Raw genomic sequence first — 16662 nt, 5'->3', positions numbered from 1 at the left:
TGGTCAAGAAAATAAGATAGGATTTACTTGACAGATGATTTAATAATCTATATCTAATCACAGTATGATAGAAAATCAGCATAATCAACCACCCAGCGTGGCGCCGGAACGGCCCGGGGTAATATTCTGGTATAAATTCTACTGCGTGGCCATGATAGTCCTCAACTTCTTAATCCTTGTTATGGGCGTCATCTTTATCATTTTCCATAAATCAATCGAGCAAAATGACCCGGATGGAATGTTAATGGCCGGGATTGTATATTCCCTGATTGGATTCGTTTTCATGATTCCGTTTATTGTTGCCTTATTCCTGCCCCGTAAATCATGGGTCTGGATATACCATCTGGTCATGATCTGCCTGGGGATGCTCAGTTGCTGCTGCCTGCCGGCCAGTATTCCGCTGTTGATATTCTGGATCAAGCCCGAGGTTAAGGCTTATTTCAAGTAGGCGAACACCTGCATAATCCGGGCCTGAGATGTGATGCCGCATTATTTCCTCCGCGGGGTTTGCTTATCGTCAGTCATCGCATTCCGCAGTCCCTCAATTCGGGCATTAAGCTCCTGGATTTTTGAGTTGACCAGTTCCTGCATAGACGGATTCAGTTCCCCGGCCTTGCCCCAATCAACCACGGATTCCTGGCACTTCTGGATGGCGGTTTGATATTTTCCATTGGATGCCAGCTGGAGCGCCCAGTTGCTCCGATCCATGGCCCGATACTGGTAACTGGTGGAATCCGCCCGGCCTAAATTTATTGCTCTGGTGATAGCCGATTCAGACAACCGGTAATGTTCGGTGCCGTCCTGATTGCGGCCCGTCTCGTAGATGGCCCAGCAGGAATACAAACTGCTCAGGCCCTGCCAGATTATTGAGGATAATCCGGAACCTTCTATTTCCAGCGCTTTCTTGTAGTCCTGTTCTGATTTCTTGTATTCTTCTATCGGACTGCGTTTGGTTTCATATTTATACAATCCCATGACCGACCAGGCGTTGGCCCGTTTCTCCCAGGATTCGGCTTGGTCGCCCCCTATCTTTATGGCCTGGGTGGCGTCCTCTACGGCCTTTAGGTATTCCGGCATTGAATCCGGCTGCCGGCCCTTCTTATAATTACCGAAATTTATCCAAACCGTGGCCCGGTTCAAGAGCGCCTCGGTATCGGTCGGGTTCAGCCCCAACACCGCGCCCAGGTCGGCCGCGGCCTGCAAATATGCCTCGGTCGGGTCTTTGCCGGTGTCTTTCATATACCACATGCCCCAGCAATAATTGGCATAGAAGGAATTCAGTGTGGAGCGTTCTTTATAACCGGCCGGATTAGACGGGGCAATCTCAATCGCCTTAGTCAAATCGTCCCTGGCCTTGTCAAAGTATTTGGCCGGGTCCAGACCCCGGTGGCAGTTGGACCAGCCGATCTTGCTATAGATACTGCCCCGCTGCAGCAAGGCCGAGTAATTGTCGGGCTGGATTCTGAGGATTCTGGCCAGGTCATTAATGGCCGAGGTCTGATACATATCGGACTGGGAAAAAGAATACAGCTTCAGGCTGACCTGAACCCGCTTTTCATAAAAGGCCTTATTACCCTTATCGACTTCAATCGCCTGGTTCAGGAGTTTTAACCCTTCAGTAGTCTTATCTTCCATGTCATATATGGAGGCCAGGAAAATAACCGCATCATCAAAGGCCGGGTCCTTTTTCAGGACGGACTTGAATCCGGCCGCGGCCTGATCAACCTGGCCCAGGTTAAAAGCGATGATAGCCTGGGCGGTGACCCGGACCGGTGAATCCGGTGGCAATTCTTGCACTGACAGGGCCAAGTCTTCAGATGCGGCGGCCAGCACCTTTTTTGCCGCTTCGTTTTCCAGCTCTTTAACCGAGGCCGATGTTTTCAGGTTGGCGGATTCCTCGACTGACATCTTCAATCTTTTCTCGGCCTGCTGCCTCTGCCACTCGGCCTTCAGATTATCCATGATTTTGGCATACTCAATGTATCCCAGCAGTCCGCGTTCGTAAAGAGACGGGCCATACTTGGGAGCCAGCGCCAGGGCCTTATTCTGCTCATCCATCGCCCGGTTGTTGTTGCCGACAATTCGGTAGAGCTTGCCCAGCGAGTAATGAACCAAATGATTATTGACGGCATCCCGGCCGGCCCTTTGATAGGCGGCCGAGTTCAGTATCCGCTGCGGGATACGGTTGAGGTTTTCGACGGTCTCCCCTTCGCGCCGGCGCTGGAGCGCCTCTTCGTGCGCGCCGGACAGGTCGGACAGGACCGCATCGGTCAGCAGCCGGGCGTAATCAACCGCCTGCCGCATCTGCAACTGCGCCTCTTTCTTTTCCTGTTCAACCTGGATATTCTTGTAGGAATAAAACAGCCAGATAATAACAGCCAGCAACAGGACAAACACCGCGCTGATGATGCCGATGGCCGCAACCTTGTTCTTCTTGGCCTTGAGCCAGATTTTGGTCAGGGTGGCCAGGCGCCGGGCATGGATCGGCTCCCCTTCCATATACCGGCTCAGGTCATCAGCCAATTCCGAGGCGGTTTGGTATCGGCGTAATTTATTCTTGTCCAGACACTTAAGGCAGATAGTTTCCAAGTCTTTATGAACCATGATGATAGAACTGGGCGTGGGCGGGTCAGAGTTAACCACCTTGTTAAGCACGTCGTATAACTCCGCGCCTTGGAACGGCAGCTGTCCGGTCAGGGTATGATACAGCGTGGCGCCTAAAGAGAATATATCGCTTCTTTGGTCAATCCGCGCCTTCTGGCCCATGGCCTGTTCCGGTGACATATAGTCCGGAGTGCCCACCGCCGTTCCGCTCAGGGTCAGCGAGCGGTCCAGCCCGCTCAATTCCTTGGCCAATCCAAAATCCGTCAGATAGACCTGCCCGCCCTTGCCGAGCAGGATATTACCGGGTTTGATGTCCCGGTGAATGATATTATTACTGTGCGCATACTCCAATGCCAAGGCCACATCATGGATAATTTGGGCGATGCGCTTGGGCATTAACGACAAATCGGCATCTCTTATCATATCAGCCAGCGAAACGCCCTCGATATAATCCATGGTCAGGTAATAGGTCTTGCCGACCACGCCGGCTTCATAGACATTGACGATGTTGGGATGGCGGAGCTTGGCCGTGGCCCGGGCCTCACGCATAAACCGGGCCGTGGAATCTACATCCTCCAGAATCAGGGTTTTGAGGGCAATCTGGCGGTTGAGCATGGCGTCCCAGGCCAGATGCACCGTGCCCATGCCGCCCTGGCCTAATTTCCTGAACAGGCGATATTTACCGAATTGCGTTTCCACTGTAGGCTGGGACGTTGATTGCTCCAGCCATATCCGGACTGAGGAATGCCCCTCCAGAATACCAGGTTGGGCTTGGCGTATCTTCACGATTTCCGGGCTGTCCCACCATGCCCTGAATTCCTCTGCAGTACCAAATGATTTTACGCTTATGGTTTTATCGTTCATAAACTCGATTACTTAACAATCACCGATAATCCGGGCAGGCCTAGAGCCCGGCGCACTTGATATGCGTCAGGCGCTCCCTTATAAATTCAATGTTTATCTCCCCGACCCCGGAAATTTGCTCAATCATCAGCGGGCTTTGACAGGCGGTAAGTTTCTCAAGACGTCTCCTGGATTTATTGCCGGGCAGGCCATAGTTTACGATGAATCCGCTGATCGGAATCTTGCGGGTTTTTAGCGCTTCAATGGTCAATAAAGTATGATTGGCCGTGCCTAATGTCGGACGAATGATAATAATAGCAGGTATACGCAGCTCCTTTATCAGGTCAGCCACCAGATAGTTCTTATTAAGCGGGACCAACGCCCCACCCACGCCTTCTATTAGGATGCCATCTTTATGGATGGTTTTAAGTTTCTTATAGGCGGAGAATATCTTATTAATCTTGATTGACCTCCCCGCTAGTTTTGCGGCAATGGTCGGAGCAATTGGTGGTTTAAAGTAAATTGGATTGACCCAATCCAGCGGGTCTTTCAGTCCTGTATGCTTCAAGAGATACAGCGCATCATCTCTGCCGCCGGTGGAAACCGGTTTCATCACACCCACGTCAAGCCCGGCCTGGCGGAACATATTGCAGAGTCGGGCCGTGATATAGGTTTTGCCCACGCCGGTATCTGTGCCGGTGATAAAGAATGAACAAAGCGTAGCGTGAGCATAACGAAATAAATGCATGTTTTTTCTGCTATTTACTATTCCAGATAAGGAAAATGGTTAATCTGGGGGTTTTGGTTCTTTATCTGTTCCTGCTTATCAGGCAGGACGGACTGGAGCTGTTTTTGGTATTTGAGCTGGAGTTCGGCAAAACGCAGGTCGATGGATTCCTGCCTCTGTTTGTTCTCGGGCGTCTTGAAGTAATCAGAGCGCAATTTCCACCAGTTCCGCTGTGCGTCCCGGTCCGCGCGGTCATATCGTTGGAGGTAGTAATCCATAAACTCCTTGCCGCATTCGGCCTCGGTGCCGGCCTTAAGCGCGCTGTATTCGTTGGCATACATATCGGAAAGATATTTTACACCCAGTTTTTCGGTGTCGTTGAGTTTGAGTTCGTTGCCCCATCTCTGCATGACAAAAGCGGAGCATTCTTCGTGGGTCTTGCTTTTGGCGTCAATGCGCGAATTCAGATGCACACCATACGAATTCCCGTCTATCATTTCCGTGGTAATGTTCGGCAATTTCCGGTTCTGCTCATCGGTAAACAGCGCGGCGAATTCCTTGCTGCGTTCGGACCTGAACTTCTGATATAGAATTACCCTTTCCAGTTGCGAGAGGCTGGAATCGTCCAGCTTTTTACCCTCTTCAGCCGTGCGGAGCATGGACTCATCCACGGCCTTGAGCTGCGCCTCGGTCAGGGGCACGCCCGATTCCTCAAACATAGCCGCGCCCAGTTCGCAGAACCACTGCCGGATTTCCGGGAAGGCATAGGCCTTGTACAGGCCCTCGCTCCGGCCCCACATATTAAAGTTCAGGTTATGCTTGGCCATCAGTTTCATAATATCAGCCATAAGCTCCTGAAAGGTGGTCTGGAGCGCCTGGTCATTTCTGATCTTATCGTCATTTTCAGCCGCATCCATCGCCAGGATGGCCTTGGCATAGCGGCGCATATTTTCCTTGGCGGTATTTTTCTGATCAGCCTCGGTATTCGTGGGCGCAGCGTTCGGCGTGCCCGAGACCGGCAGTTGCGCTTTTAATTCGGCTAACTGCCGCTGCAGGGAAACAACCTGAGCCTGAAGCTGAGCCCGGATATTCTCGCCTTCAGATAACCTGTTCTGAAGTTCCTGCTCCCGGGCGGTCAAAACAACAGAAATTTTCTTTACGGCCGCCACTTCAGTAGTCGGCTTGTTATCAGCCGCATTATTTTCCATATGTGAAAGATAAATAATGCCGCCGCCCACCAATCCACCGACAATCAGGCCGATTGTTACTATCAAAACATTTTTCATACGCTTCCCCCTGATTAATCCCGTGTTAAAACTTAAACCCGACGGTTGTTAGTATGGTGGCCTTATGTTTCGGGGTAGTGGCGCTGGCCGGAGCGCTGTCGTATTCGTTTATCATCCCGAAACTGCTGTAAAGGTGCTTGCCGATGTAAATTTTTACCGAACCGTCCGAGCGGGCTCGGAAATTCTTCAAATCATTCGTGTTTGGAAGATATTCGTAGCGATGGCGCAATTCCAGCCCGGTAGTGATTTTCCAGTAGAAAGTATTACTGGACTGGTAGGAATAAGTCCGTTTCCTGAGAGTAAGGTTCCCGTATTCCTCAGCATTATAACTGGCGCCAATATCAATGGATTCTTTGAACGTATCTGTCTTGACAAAATGATAGCCCAAGCCGCCGCTGGAGCGGCTACCCATGTCCAGGTTGGTAATCTGATTGGCGTCAAAGACCTGCTGAAGATATCCGTAGAAATTAGCAGTCAGTTTACGGTCGGCCTTTAATTCAGCCCGCTTCTGGAATGCGGTAAGTGGCCCATTAGTCTTGCCACGCAGATAAAGGAGTCCAAAGTATAGTTTAAAGGTATTGCAATCACCGTAGATATCTGATTTAAGCGTGGTGTTTGAAGTATCAAGTCGCCCGATGGTATTACTGAAAGTGCCCTCGATTGTCCCTGACCATTTAATGGGAGGAGGTGGTGGCGGTTCTGCTTTCTTTGGCGGCACAGGCGCCGGTGGCGCCGGCTTTGGCGCTTCCTGTTTGGGTGGCGTAGGTGCGGGTGATGGGGTCGGTATTGGAGCTGGTGTCGGCTCAGACCATAAAGTAAAAGCTGAAAAAACGCTGACCGATACAACCAACAATAAAATAAACAGTCTCATCACTTTATCGCAAACCCGATTTCCAGGGCTTTTTGATTGAGCGCAAAATCATTCGCGGATACTATCTCTTTCAGGGCTTGTTCCAGATCATCCCTGGCAATGACGGCAGTTCGCCCGGCAAACGCCGCCATGAGTATGATATTCGCCATCATAATATTGCCCAATTTATCCTTGGCCAGTTGCGAGGCCGGTACCGTAATAATTTGCGAACTCGGAATTCCGAGCCCGGGGTTAATATTCACAAGCGTGCTGTCATATATCAGATATGGCGGAGGAGATTTATGCTTCATCTCATAGCTTTCGTACGCCTTCTGATGCATTGCGATAAATACATCAGGTTTCTCCACTACCGGGTAATCCAAATCTCCGGTTGGTGAATCGGAAATCACCACCTCGGAGGTAGTAACGCTGCCGCGGCTTTCCGGGCCGTAATGGGCAATACTGGAGGCGAACTTGCGCCTGATTAAACCGGCCCGGGCAATCAGATTGGCTGAATAAACCACGCCCTGCCCGCCGATGCCGCCGATGAGTATTTCAACCCGCTCTTGCTTCATAAATGTCATACTTTACCACTGGCGCCGAAGCGCCATGGCGCCCTTATGGCGCCAAAAGCCATTCACCCCGCACATAAATATTCGAAGTAAACTCAGTTCGGTAGTAATTATATATGTGCGGAGCAGGGGACACCAAGAAAAATGAGACAAATCATTTGTGTTCCCGGCCACTTTGTGCTAAATATTATCACTATGTTCGTCCTTGACTTCGTTTACATTATTTATATCATCATCGCGAGCCCGTATTATCTCTTCAAGTTTGCCACTTCCCACTACCATCGCCAGGGACTGCCGGAACGATTCGGATTCATCGGGAAGAGAGAAGGCACAAAAAAGTGCATCTGGCTGCACGGCGCCTCAGTCGGCGAGATAAACGCCTCCGAAATTCTTATCAGGAAGATACAGAAACTTTACCCGGATTATGAGCTGGTCATCTCCACCACCACTCCATCGGCCCAGAAGCTGGTCAAGAAGAGATACCCGGGAATAGTGAGTTTCCTCTTCCCGATAGATTTAGGCATTATTATCCGGAGGGTCTTAAACCGCATAAAACCGTCTCTTATCATTCTGATAGAGCAGGAACTTTGGTTCAATCTTATCCGTCTGGCTGATTACAAAAATATCCCGGTCATTCTGCTCAACGGCCGGATGACCAAACATTCCACCAGAAGATACCGCCTGATAAAACCGCTGATCAGGCGAATCTGGAACAAGGTGTCATATTTCTGCGTCCAGAATGAAGAATATCGGGAGCGATTAAGGCATTTGGGCATCCATTCAAACAAGTTAAAAATTACCGGCAATATGAAGTATGACCTGTTAGACAGCGCTACTGCCTCAGCGCCGGGTAGATCCTACAAGCAGGTCTTCGGCATAAACGACGATGATCTGGTTATTATCGCCGGCAGCACCCACCCGCCTGAGGAGGAAATCATGCTTGATATCTATTCCGACCTGCGGAAAAAGTTTACTAATCTCCGGCTAATTATCGCGCCGAGACATCCGTTCCGTTTTGAAGATGTGGCTAAGCTTGTCAGCACAAAAGGTTTTGAAATCTCAAGGAGAAGCAATCCACCGGCCACGATGAATAAATCAGCGATTATGCTTCTCGACACGCTGGGAGAATTAAACAAGGTGTATCAAATTGCTGATATCGTCTTTGTCGGTGGCAGTATGATTCCGCACGGCGGACAGAGCATTCTGGAACCGGCCGCGGCCGGCAAGCCCATAGTATTCGGCCCGGATATGTCCAATTTCCAGGACATAGCCAACCAACTCATAAAAGAAAATGCGGCTATGTCAGTATCGAATAAATCTGGGCTGCATCAGGCATTACTCTCCTTGCTGGCCGAACCCGAAAGACGAAACCGGATTGGCACTAAAGCCAGGGAGGTAATAAGCCGATATCAAGGGGCAACGACCCAAAATATGGAATTTATTAGAAAATTAGTTGACCACGCTGTTAAGATTTAATATAAGAGAGCATTAATACTTAACAATTATTTGTAATGTCCCAAGATTGTGGAAAGAGGGAGTAACAGGAGGTTAATAAGACATGACAAGACGCATCAACAGAGAATTCACCTCGGAATCAGTCTGTATGGGGCATCCGGACAAGATCTGCGACCAGATTTCCGATGCTATCCTGGACGAGATTATCGGCAAAGACCCGACGGCCCGGGTGGCCTGCGAAACCATGGTTAAAACCGGCATGGCCATTGTGGCCGGCGAAATCACCACCAAAACATATGTGGAAATACCTGATGTGGTCCGAAGGACCATCAAGGAAATCGGATACACCGATGCCAAGATGGGCTTTGACTATGAGACCTGCGCGGTCCTGACCTGCATCCAGAAGCAGTCGCCTGATATTGCCATGGGCGTTGATGAGAATACCAAGCATCATAAGAAATTAGGCGCCGGCGACCAGGGCATGATGTTCGGGTATGCCTGCCGGGAAACGCCGGAACTGATGCCGATGCCCCTGATGTTATCCCGAAAACTGGTTAACCGGGCTGCTTTAGTCAGGCAAAAGAAAATACTCCCCTATCTCAGGCCGGACGGCAAGTCACAGATAACCATCGATTATGAAAATGACCATCCGGTCCGGATCAACACGATAATACTTTCGCTGCAGCATAACCCGGAAATCAGCCATGCCAAAATAAAGAAAGATCTGTTAAAACATATTATTCTTCCAACCATACCCAAACACCTGCTTGACAGCAAGACCAGAATGCTTATCAACCCAACCGGCAGGTTTGTCTATGGCGGTCCGTATGCGGATTGCGGGCTGACCGGCCGGAAAATCATAGTCGATACCTACGGCGGCATGGGCACGCATGGCGGCGGATGTTTCTCCGGCAAGGACCCGACCAAGGTGGACCGCAGTGCGGCCTATATGGCCAGATATGTTGCTAAAAATATCGTGGCTTCAGGATTGGCCAATCGTTGCCAGGTCCAGTTCGCCTACTCCATCGGCGTGGCTGAACCGGTTACCGTGGATGTCGAAACATTCGGTACAGCTAAAATAAAAGAAGCTCAGATAATTAAACTAGTCAGAGACAACTTTGACCTAACTCCGGGCGGAATTATCCATCATCTGCACCTGCGTCGGCCTATCTATAAACATACGGCCCGCTACGGGCATTTCGGGGTAACCGGACCCGGTTATACCTGGGAACTAACCGATAAAGTGAAACTATTAAGAAAGGCACTTAAGAAATGAAGTATGACCTCAAAGATATCAAGTTAGCCACCATCGGACAGAACAGGATAGACTGGGCGGAAAAACAGATGCCCGTGGTTACCCAGATACGCGAGCGATTCAGCCGGGAAAAACCCCTGCGCGGCAAGCGCATCGCGGCCTGCCTGCACGTGACATCAGAAACCGCCAACCTGGTCCGGACTTTAAAGGCCGGCGGCGCCGAGGTGGCCTTGTGCGCTTCTAATCCCCTTTCCACCCAGGATGATATTCCGGCCGCCCTGGTCAAGAATCACCACATCTCGGTCTTTGCTATCAGAGGCGTCAACCGGCAGAAATATTACCAGCATATCAAGTCGTCGCTTGATTTCAATCCACATATTACGATTGACGACGGAGCTGACCTGGTTAATTTAATACATTCTAACCAGAAAGAAAAAATCGACAATATTATCGCTGGTATGGAGGAGACCACCACCGGGATTATCCGGCTACGGGCAATGGAACGGGATAACGCCCTGCTCTATCCCATGTTTGCGGTCAATGACGCTCAGACCAAGTATCTTTTTGATAACCGCTACGGCACGGGCCAATCAACCATGGACGGCATCTTACGGGCCACTAATATCCTTTATGCCGGCAAGATTATCGTGGTGTGCGGCTATGGCTGGTGCGGCCGGGGCTTTGCCATGCGCACCAAGGGACTCGGGGCGCGGGTCATCATTACCGAGGTCAACCCACTAAAGGCCATCGAGGCCTTAATGGACGGATTTGAGGTAATGCCCATGAAAAACGCCTGTAAGATAGGCGATGTCTTCTGCACCCTAACCGGAAATACCTCTGTCGTCCGGGAGGAACACTTCCGGATAATGAAAGACGGCGCCATCGTCGCCAATTCCGGACATTTCAACGTTGAGATTGACATTCCGTCCCTGGAAAAAATAAGCAAGTCCGTAAAAAAGAATATCAGGCCCAATGTGGATGAATATGTGATAAGCAATAAGAAATCCATCTTCCTCCTGGCCCAAGGCCGGCTGGTCAACTTGGCCTGCGCCGAGGGGCATCCAGCCACCGTAATGGATATGAGTTTTGCCACCCAGGCGCTGACCGCAGAATATGCCGTGAAGAACGCTGGCAAACTACAAGCCAAGGTCTATGAGGTGCCGGTTGAAATAGAGCGCTGGATTGCCAAATTGAAACTCGGCAGTATGGGCGTGAAGATTGACACCCTGACCGCCAAGCAGCAAAAATATCTGATTAGCTGGTGCGAAGGAACCTAATAAATCACGGCATCTTGATGTAATATCAGGATGCTGGATAAGTGACGGTATTTCCATTTGGGCTAACAGCCAGTACAGAATTTATCAGATTTTACTTGATTTTATAATATACAATAGTTATATTACAGGTGTCTCCGGAATCCCGTAAAAGACGGACCAAGAGTTGCGAAAGAAATAGTATCCCGATATTCATCGGGATAATGGCGCCTCAGGCGCCATAAAAGGAGGTGAGAAGATATGAAGACTGAACGGAAGCGGACAGAAAGTGGTTTCACCTTGGTGGAACTTCTGGTCGTAATTGCCATCATAGCCGTCCTGGCGACCATCATCCTACCCGGCATGGGTAATATCAGATACAAGGCCAACGTGCTGAAGTGCTCCAAGAACCTTTCGGGACTGTATAACGGCCTGGTAATGTATGAGGCCGAATACAAGACCTACCCGACTGAAACAGGAATAGAACTTTGGAACATATTAAGGGACGTATCAAAATATGATGGAGAGAATGCGCCTCTGCGGCGGCAGCACGGACTCTATGTTTGCCCGGTGCTAGGTGGCAGTCCGGACACAGGAGACGGTATGAATATCTGTCATTATCGCGGTCCCATTGTGTCATTGAGTTACGCCAAGAAAGATTCAGACCCCATTGGTGGCGACGTAGACACAAACCATACCAAGAAAACCCCTATGAGTATAAATGTCCTGTATTACGGGGGCAAGGTTTCAGAAGTTAACGAACAGAAAAATAGTGATGAATGGACGGAGGCGAATACGGAGCTTTCTGCTGGGTCTGAATAACAATAAGATTCGTAATACTTTCGCGACTTTCTGCCCAGTTCCGGCGCGCCGGAGTTGGGCTCCTGAGATATATTAGAGCCAATTAGAACAAGGTGAGTTACTGGCTCTGATTAGTCGCTGTTAGCCCGCATGGGCGTTATCAGCGACTTATCCCGACTATTCGTCGGGGTCACGATGAGCCCCCGCCGTTGGCGGGGATAAACTCCGCGACATCGGGGAGTGGATTCTGGACAGACGATGAGAAAAATATCTTTCGCACGGATTATATTGGGCATTGTCTTGCTATCGCTGCTTGGCAGCGTTTCCAATGGGTATACCAAACTCAAGAAGCGCTGGGAGGTTGACTTTGAATATCGGCCGCTGAAGATATTCACTAATGTTGACCCGTTGGGCGCCCGCAAGAATTACTACTACTTCACTTATACCCTAACCAATAAGTCCGATGAGACAGCCCCGCTTAACCTGGACATCTGCCTGAAAATAGACTTGACCCATCCTGATCTGGTTGCCGCCGGCAATAAATCAAGAGTAAAATACTACCAGGATTCATTGCAACCTCTCGTGGGAGAGAATATTATCTTCACCGAAGAGAAACTCCTGGGACTATCAATAGGAATCAGAAAAGACCGGGTAAAGGAACTAAAGGAAAAGCTGTTATACCTGAATTGCCAGGAACTGCGCGCCAAGAAGGACCTGTTCGCAAATGAAACCGTAACCGGAATTGCAATATTTGAAGAGGTTGACCCGCAAGCCCGGCTTTACGAAATAATGGTTGGCGGATTGGTTGACGTAGTCAAGCGCCGTTATCCCGGCGAGGCCCAGCCGGACGCGGTCAAGGACTCGCATATCGAAAAAGACCTCCAGGAGGCCCGGAGCGGCAAGACCCCGACCTATGAATATGAAAACCGCATCAGGAAGATTACCTATCTCTGCGAAGGCGATGAGTTCAATAAACAATCCCGCCCGCTGGTCGAACAAGTAATCGCGCCCAAGTGGATAATCCGAAACTACGGCCCGATGGGTGAAAAAACGGTCCTTAATACCCTGATTGAGGCACTGGCGGACGAGAACCCGGCCGTCCGTTGGAGCAGTTTCTATCTCCTGCGCCGCCTGACCGGATTCGCCTTTAACTATGATTCGGAAAAAGAAGCTAAGGACGAGGAAAATCAGAAATCCCTTAAACTCTGGCAGGAATGGTGGTACCGCAACAAGGAAAAACTCGCCTACAACACGATCATGAATCAGTTCCAGATAATTGAGCCGGCAAAATAACCCCCTATCCTAATTTAAAAAACCCGTGGCCATCTGATGCGTTGCCACAATGCCGTAACCGGTCAGATTAACCGCTACGATGCCGACCGGCACCCGCTGGTAGCATTTCTTTATTGATTTGCTCGGGTCCTTAAACAGAGTCAGACCCCATTCACAGGCCTCTTGAGGGCTCATCCCGTTTTCCATCCGGTCATAGACCTGCTTGGACAGGAGCCGTCTGATAATCTCTTCCCCGATGCCGGTGGCCACTACTGCCCCGTTTTTCCCGACATAGATGCCGCATCCAACCAAGGGCGAATCGCCAATCCGGCCCTTAATCATGTAAGAGATTCCGCCGGTTGAGACGGCTCCGGCAAAGTTACCGCATCCGTCCGAAACAACCAAGCCGACCGTATCGCAGCCTCGGGACTTGTTGCCCAAGGCCTTAAACCCGTGTTTTGTCTGATATAATAAATTCTTGTGAACTAATCTGGCCTTGGCAGCCCTGAAACGAGCCAATGTCTTGGGCGTCGCCGGATTATAAACCGGAATCTTATGTAGCCGGGCAAATTCAACTGCTCCATCGCCGCACATCAGTAGATGCGGCGTGTGGGAAACCAGCTCAGCCACCAGCACCGGATTTCGGACCATCTGGATGCAGGCCACGGCGCCGCAAACGCCGTCCGAATCCATCACCGCCGCGTCCATCTCAATAGTCCGGCCATCCATCCGAAGATTGGAACCGGTGCCGGCATTGAATCGCGGGTCGTTCTCCAATATCACGGTCCCGGCAATGGCTGCCTTTAACGGAGATTTGGTCTTCTTTAACACCTTGAGCGCTTCCCGGACTGCCTTCTGCGTTCCGTCACTGTAGGCATTTGGCGAGCCCACCCCGGCATGCGCTGCGATTATCGGTTTGTGCGTTAGACGTTTCATATTTCTCTTTACTTAACTAATAAAACTTTATACTTATATCGTCTTCTGTGGGATAAAACTCAATCTGATTGGCAGCGAAAAAACCCCATAATAAATTGACAGCCTGCGCAGATTTTATAGAATATCGTGACTCTCGGTAAAAATAAAGATGAATAGGAACATCCTTCTGCTATCACTGGTGATTTCACTGCTGGCTGGCGGCAGTGCTTTATACATCGCCGGAAAACCCGGCTGGGTCGCAAGCTGGTCTCTGGGAACCCTGCTCGGCATCTATCCTTTCTTCTTCTTTTATATCACCCGAAACCTATACTACGGCAAGTCGGGTAAAATCAACGGTATCTTGCTCTGGGCAATCCTCATCATGAAGTTCATCGCCACCGCGCTGGTTATCCTGCTTCTCGGCAACCTCAGATTTATCGTATCTGCGCCGTTTATAATCGGATTCCTGATTATGGCGCCGATTATCCTGACAATAGTTTTGATAAATAACTTAACGAATAAGCAGGCATCATATGGCAAGTGAAATGCATCCGCCGACTCTCTTAGGACCACTTTATAAGGCGCTGGTTGAAAAGGGATGGATGCCCTCATTCCTGAAAGACGAACACGGCGAGACCTATTTCCAGCTGATTGTCCTGAGCTGGGTGGTCATGGGTTTCCTAGTGCTGATGTCATTCATCTGGTCCGGCCGCTTGAAGCGCGTCCCAGGCCGGATGCAGGGCATAATGGAAACCGTGGTGGACTCGCTCGGCAATATGCTCGATTCGCTTATCGGCCACGGCGGGCGCAACTATCTGGGACTTCTCGGCACCGCATTCTTGTTCATATTCTGCCTTAACTTCATGGGCCTGATCCCCGGACTGATTTCCCCGACCGCTAACTGGAATTGCACCGTCTCCATGGCCATCGTGATGATTTTCATGGTCCAGGTATATGGCCTAAAGGAACACGGTTTCCTGGGTTATATCAAACATTATATGGGTTCGCCCAAGGAGCTGGCCACCTGGTTGATTGCCCCATTAATACTAGTGGTGGAGATATTAAGCGAAATAATCCGGGTCATGTCCCTGTCCCTACGGCTCTACGTCAATATCTACGGCGAGGATATGATCATTATCTCACTGGTTAATATGGGCGTGCCCATGATTGGCCTGCAGCTGATAATGTTCTGTTTTGCCGTATTCACCTCGTTTTTACAGGCGTTTATCTTTACGGCCTTATCGGCAATATATATTAAACTAATAACCGCGCATGAATAATAAACGAATGAGAGGGGGTGAGCATAGTGGATTATAACGTGGGTTTGGTAGCATTAGCCATCGGGTTAGGAATGGCAATCGCCGCAGCTATTGGCGCATTAAGCCAATCGCGCGCTATCTGGCGCGCTGTAGAGGCCATTGCCAGACAGCCCGAAGCCGGCGGCAGGATTTTTACATCGATGATTATCGGTTTGGCACTGATTGAAACCCTGGTGCTGTTCACATTCCTGGTGACCGGCATCATCCTAAAGGGCGATTTAACCAAGATGGTCCAGGCCAACTACGGAAAAGCCAACGTGGAAGCCCAGAAACTGCAGGATAACTACGAATCTGAAAAAGCCAAAACAGGCGGCGGACATTAATATCTAAATATGCCCAGTCCCCCACTAAACCGGGGGACTGGGCCTTTCATGGAAGATAAGGAATAATTATGGAAGCGATAAAGAATTTATTCTCAGCCCTGGGCGGGCAGGTCCAAGTCATCATCCTTTTGTCAGTAAATTTCATCATATTGATTCTCATCCTCAATAAATTCCTGTTCAAGCGCGTGCTCACCCATCTGGACAACCGCAAGAAGGAAATTGAGGACACTTTCGGTAAAATAGAGCAGGACAAGAAACATATTACCCAGATGACCGATGAATACCAGGCCAAACTCAGCCAGATAGAAAAAGAGGCCTACCAGAAAATCCAATCGGCCGTTAAGGAAGGCCTGACCGCCAAGACCGACATTATCTCCGAGGCCCACCTTCAGGCCGATAATGTCCTGCGCAAGGCCAAGGACGAAATCGGACTGGAAAAGAACAAGGCCATGAAAGAGATGCGCCAGGAAATAATCACGCTGGCCATCAGCGCGGCGGAAAAGATTATCAGCAAGGAACTGGACGAGAAAACCAATTCCAGGGTGGTATCCGAATTCCTGGAAGAGATAGATAGAAATAAATGACCAGTAAAACCATTGCTTCACGGTACGCCCGGGCATTATTGAATACTGCCCTTCCTGGAAAAGTGGATAAAATCCGCCAGGACCTCCAGGCCACCCTGGCCATATACCAGTCCGGCACCGAACTGCCCGGGATTCTCCGGCACCCGATGATACCCCAAAACTCCAAGAAAGAAATCCTGGCCCAGATTCTCAAGGGCCAGGTAGATGAATTGCTCATCCATTTCCTTGAGGCGTTGATAACCAAGCGCCGCATCGGTATCCTGCCTGATATCGTTGAGATGTATAATCTTCTGGCCGACGAATCGCTCGGCATCGTCAAGGCCCGGGTCCGGACGCCGTTTCCTATCTCCGAACCGCAACAGGCCATAATTAAAGATAAACTCGCCCGCCTTACCGGGAAACGGGTGATTATGGATATTGAAATAAAACCAGCGCTGCTGGGCGGATTGGCCGTTAAAATAGGCGACCGGGTAATGGACGGTAGCGTTCAGACCAGATTAAGGGACTTGAAAGAGAAGTTATTGCAGAAAGCATAACAAGTCCCCTCTTATTAAGAGGGGATTTAGGGGTGTGTTATAATATATTTTACACACCCCCTGCCCC

The 16662-nt window shown here is 50.0% G+C and carries 17 protein-coding genes; 11 read left to right on the top strand and 6 right to left on the bottom strand.

What is annotated here, in order from left to right; all coding sequences use genetic code 11:
- The first annotated feature begins 64 nt into the window (after positions 1 to 64).
- Positions 65 to 448 (top strand): hypothetical protein, encoded by a 384-nt coding sequence (locus HZA49_00300; protein ID MBI5777882.1) that lies wholly within the window; start codon positions 65 to 67, stop codon positions 446 to 448.
- Between the two features lie 41 nt (positions 449 to 489).
- Here HZA49_00300 and HZA49_00295 read toward each other — a convergent pair whose 3' ends face one another.
- The 5 genes from HZA49_00295 to HZA49_00275 are packed head-to-tail and all read right to left on the bottom strand — an operon-like array spanning position 490 to position 6885.
- The gene (locus tag HZA49_00295) at positions 490 to 3468 is read right to left on the bottom strand and encodes a protein kinase (GenBank protein MBI5777881.1); all 2979 of its coding nucleotides are present in this window, start codon (positions 3466 to 3468) and stop codon (positions 490 to 492) included.
- A gap of 40 nt (positions 3469 to 3508) precedes the next feature.
- Positions 3509 to 4195 (bottom strand): dethiobiotin synthase, encoded by a 687-nt coding sequence (gene bioD / locus HZA49_00290; protein ID MBI5777880.1) that lies wholly within the window; start codon positions 4193 to 4195, stop codon positions 3509 to 3511.
- 17 nt (positions 4196 to 4212) lie between these two features.
- On the bottom strand, positions 4213 to 5460 hold the full coding sequence (locus HZA49_00285; protein MBI5777879.1) for a hypothetical protein: 1248 nt from the start codon (positions 5458 to 5460) through the stop codon (positions 4213 to 4215).
- A 25-nt stretch (positions 5461 to 5485) separates the two neighbouring features.
- Positions 5486 to 6331, bottom strand: a complete 846-nt coding sequence (locus HZA49_00280; GenBank protein MBI5777878.1) for a DUF481 domain-containing protein — start codon at positions 6329 to 6331, stop codon at positions 5486 to 5488.
- Entirely contained in the window at positions 6331 to 6885 is a 555-nt protein-coding gene (locus HZA49_00275) for a 2-oxoacid:acceptor oxidoreductase family protein (GenBank protein ID MBI5777877.1), read from the bottom strand. The genes HZA49_00280 and HZA49_00275 overlap by 1 nt, the downstream gene beginning before the upstream one ends.
- Positions 6886 to 7077: 192 nt before the next feature.
- Between HZA49_00275 and HZA49_00270 the strand changes: the two genes are divergently transcribed.
- The 5 genes from HZA49_00270 to HZA49_00250 all read left to right on the top strand — a co-directional run bounded on the left by HZA49_00270 (position 7078) and on the right by HZA49_00250 (position 12939).
- A complete protein-coding gene (locus HZA49_00270; protein MBI5777876.1) occupies positions 7078 to 8358 on the top strand; it encodes a 3-deoxy-D-manno-octulosonic acid transferase in 1281 nt (426 codons plus the stop codon).
- 82 nt (positions 8359 to 8440) lie between these two features.
- Entirely contained in the window at positions 8441 to 9613 is a 1173-nt protein-coding gene (locus HZA49_00265) for a methionine adenosyltransferase (GenBank protein MBI5777875.1), read from the top strand.
- Positions 9610 to 10869, top strand: a complete 1260-nt coding sequence (locus tag HZA49_00260) for an adenosylhomocysteinase (GenBank protein MBI5777874.1) — start codon at positions 9610 to 9612, stop codon at positions 10867 to 10869. The genes HZA49_00265 and HZA49_00260 overlap by 4 nt, the downstream gene beginning before the upstream one ends.
- A gap of 237 nt (positions 10870 to 11106) precedes the next feature.
- Positions 11107 to 11667 carry a type II secretion system protein gene (locus tag HZA49_00255; GenBank protein ID MBI5777873.1) on the top strand — a complete coding sequence of 187 codons (561 nt, stop codon included), beginning with the start codon at positions 11107 to 11109 and terminating at the stop codon, positions 11665 to 11667.
- A 237-nt stretch (positions 11668 to 11904) separates the two neighbouring features.
- A complete protein-coding gene (locus HZA49_00250; GenBank protein MBI5777872.1) occupies positions 11905 to 12939 on the top strand; it encodes a hypothetical protein in 1035 nt (344 codons plus the stop codon).
- A 9-nt stretch (positions 12940 to 12948) separates the two neighbouring features.
- Here the strand turns inward: HZA49_00250 and HZA49_00245 are convergent, their stop codons facing one another.
- The gene (locus HZA49_00245; protein ID MBI5777871.1) at positions 12949 to 13854 is read right to left on the bottom strand and encodes an isoaspartyl peptidase/L-asparaginase; all 906 of its coding nucleotides are present in this window, start codon (positions 13852 to 13854) and stop codon (positions 12949 to 12951) included.
- A gap of 148 nt (positions 13855 to 14002) precedes the next feature.
- On the opposite strand from HZA49_00245, the gene HZA49_00240 reads away from it, so the two are divergent.
- The 5 genes from HZA49_00240 (at position 14003) to atpH (ending at position 16595) form a co-directional block, all read left to right on the top strand.
- Complete coding sequence (locus HZA49_00240) at positions 14003 to 14377, top strand: hypothetical protein (protein MBI5777870.1); 375 nt, start codon at positions 14003 to 14005, stop codon at positions 14375 to 14377.
- On the top strand, positions 14367 to 15113 hold the full coding sequence (atpB, locus tag HZA49_00235) for a F0F1 ATP synthase subunit A (GenBank protein ID MBI5777869.1): 747 nt from the start codon (positions 14367 to 14369) through the stop codon (positions 15111 to 15113). The genes HZA49_00240 and atpB overlap by 11 nt, the downstream gene beginning before the upstream one ends.
- 71 nt (positions 15114 to 15184) lie before the next feature.
- Positions 15185 to 15475 carry an ATP synthase F0 subunit C gene (locus HZA49_00230; protein ID MBI5777868.1) on the top strand — a complete coding sequence of 97 codons (291 nt, stop codon included), beginning with the start codon at positions 15185 to 15187 and terminating at the stop codon, positions 15473 to 15475.
- Positions 15476 to 15543: 68 nt separating this feature from the next.
- Complete coding sequence (gene atpF / locus HZA49_00225) at positions 15544 to 16059, top strand: F0F1 ATP synthase subunit B (GenBank protein MBI5777867.1); 516 nt, start codon at positions 15544 to 15546, stop codon at positions 16057 to 16059.
- Entirely contained in the window at positions 16056 to 16595 is a 540-nt protein-coding gene (gene atpH, locus HZA49_00220; protein ID MBI5777866.1) for an ATP synthase F1 subunit delta, read from the top strand. The genes atpF and atpH overlap by 4 nt, the downstream gene beginning before the upstream one ends.
- Positions 16596 to 16662: the final 67 nt, after the last annotated feature.

Source organism: Planctomycetota bacterium (assembly GCA_016235865.1).
GTDB lineage: Bacteria > Planctomycetota > MHYJ01 > JACQXL01 > JACQXL01 > JACRIK01.
This window is presented reverse-complemented; position numbering and strand designations above follow the sequence as displayed.

Coding starts and splice junctions, on each gene's coding strand:
- atpH (MBI5777866.1), top strand. CDS start 16,056: ATGACCAGTAAAACCATTGCTTCACGGTACGCCCGGGCATTATTGAAT.
- HZA49_00280 (MBI5777878.1), bottom strand. CDS start 6,331: ATGAGACTGTTTATTTTATTGTTGGTTGTATCGGTCAGCGTTTTTTCA.
- HZA49_00260 (MBI5777874.1), top strand. CDS start 9,610: ATGAAGTATGACCTCAAAGATATCAAGTTAGCCACCATCGGACAGAAC.
- atpB (MBI5777869.1), top strand. CDS start 14,367: ATGGCAAGTGAAATGCATCCGCCGACTCTCTTAGGACCACTTTATAAG.
- HZA49_00285 (MBI5777879.1), bottom strand. CDS start 5,460: ATGAAAAATGTTTTGATAGTAACAATCGGCCTGATTGTCGGTGGATTG.
- HZA49_00255 (MBI5777873.1), top strand. CDS start 11,107: ATGAAGACTGAACGGAAGCGGACAGAAAGTGGTTTCACCTTGGTGGAA.
- HZA49_00275 (MBI5777877.1), bottom strand. CDS start 6,885: ATGAAGCAAGAGCGGGTTGAAATACTCATCGGCGGCATCGGCGGGCAG.
- HZA49_00300 (MBI5777882.1), top strand. CDS start 65: ATGATAGAAAATCAGCATAATCAACCACCCAGCGTGGCGCCGGAACGG.
- HZA49_00265 (MBI5777875.1), top strand. CDS start 8,441: ATGACAAGACGCATCAACAGAGAATTCACCTCGGAATCAGTCTGTATG.
- atpF (MBI5777867.1), top strand. CDS start 15,544: ATGGAAGCGATAAAGAATTTATTCTCAGCCCTGGGCGGGCAGGTCCAA.
- HZA49_00250 (MBI5777872.1), top strand. CDS start 11,905: ATGAGAAAAATATCTTTCGCACGGATTATATTGGGCATTGTCTTGCTA.
- bioD (MBI5777880.1), bottom strand. CDS start 4,195: ATGCATTTATTTCGTTATGCTCACGCTACGCTTTGTTCATTCTTTATC.
- HZA49_00230 (MBI5777868.1), top strand. CDS start 15,185: ATGGCAATCGCCGCAGCTATTGGCGCATTAAGCCAATCGCGCGCTATC.
- HZA49_00245 (MBI5777871.1), bottom strand. CDS start 13,854: ATGAAACGTCTAACGCACAAACCGATAATCGCAGCGCATGCCGGGGTG.
- HZA49_00270 (MBI5777876.1), top strand. CDS start 7,078: ATGTTCGTCCTTGACTTCGTTTACATTATTTATATCATCATCGCGAGC.
- HZA49_00240 (MBI5777870.1), top strand. CDS start 14,003: ATGAATAGGAACATCCTTCTGCTATCACTGGTGATTTCACTGCTGGCT.
- HZA49_00295 (MBI5777881.1), bottom strand. CDS start 3,468: ATGAACGATAAAACCATAAGCGTAAAATCATTTGGTACTGCAGAGGAA.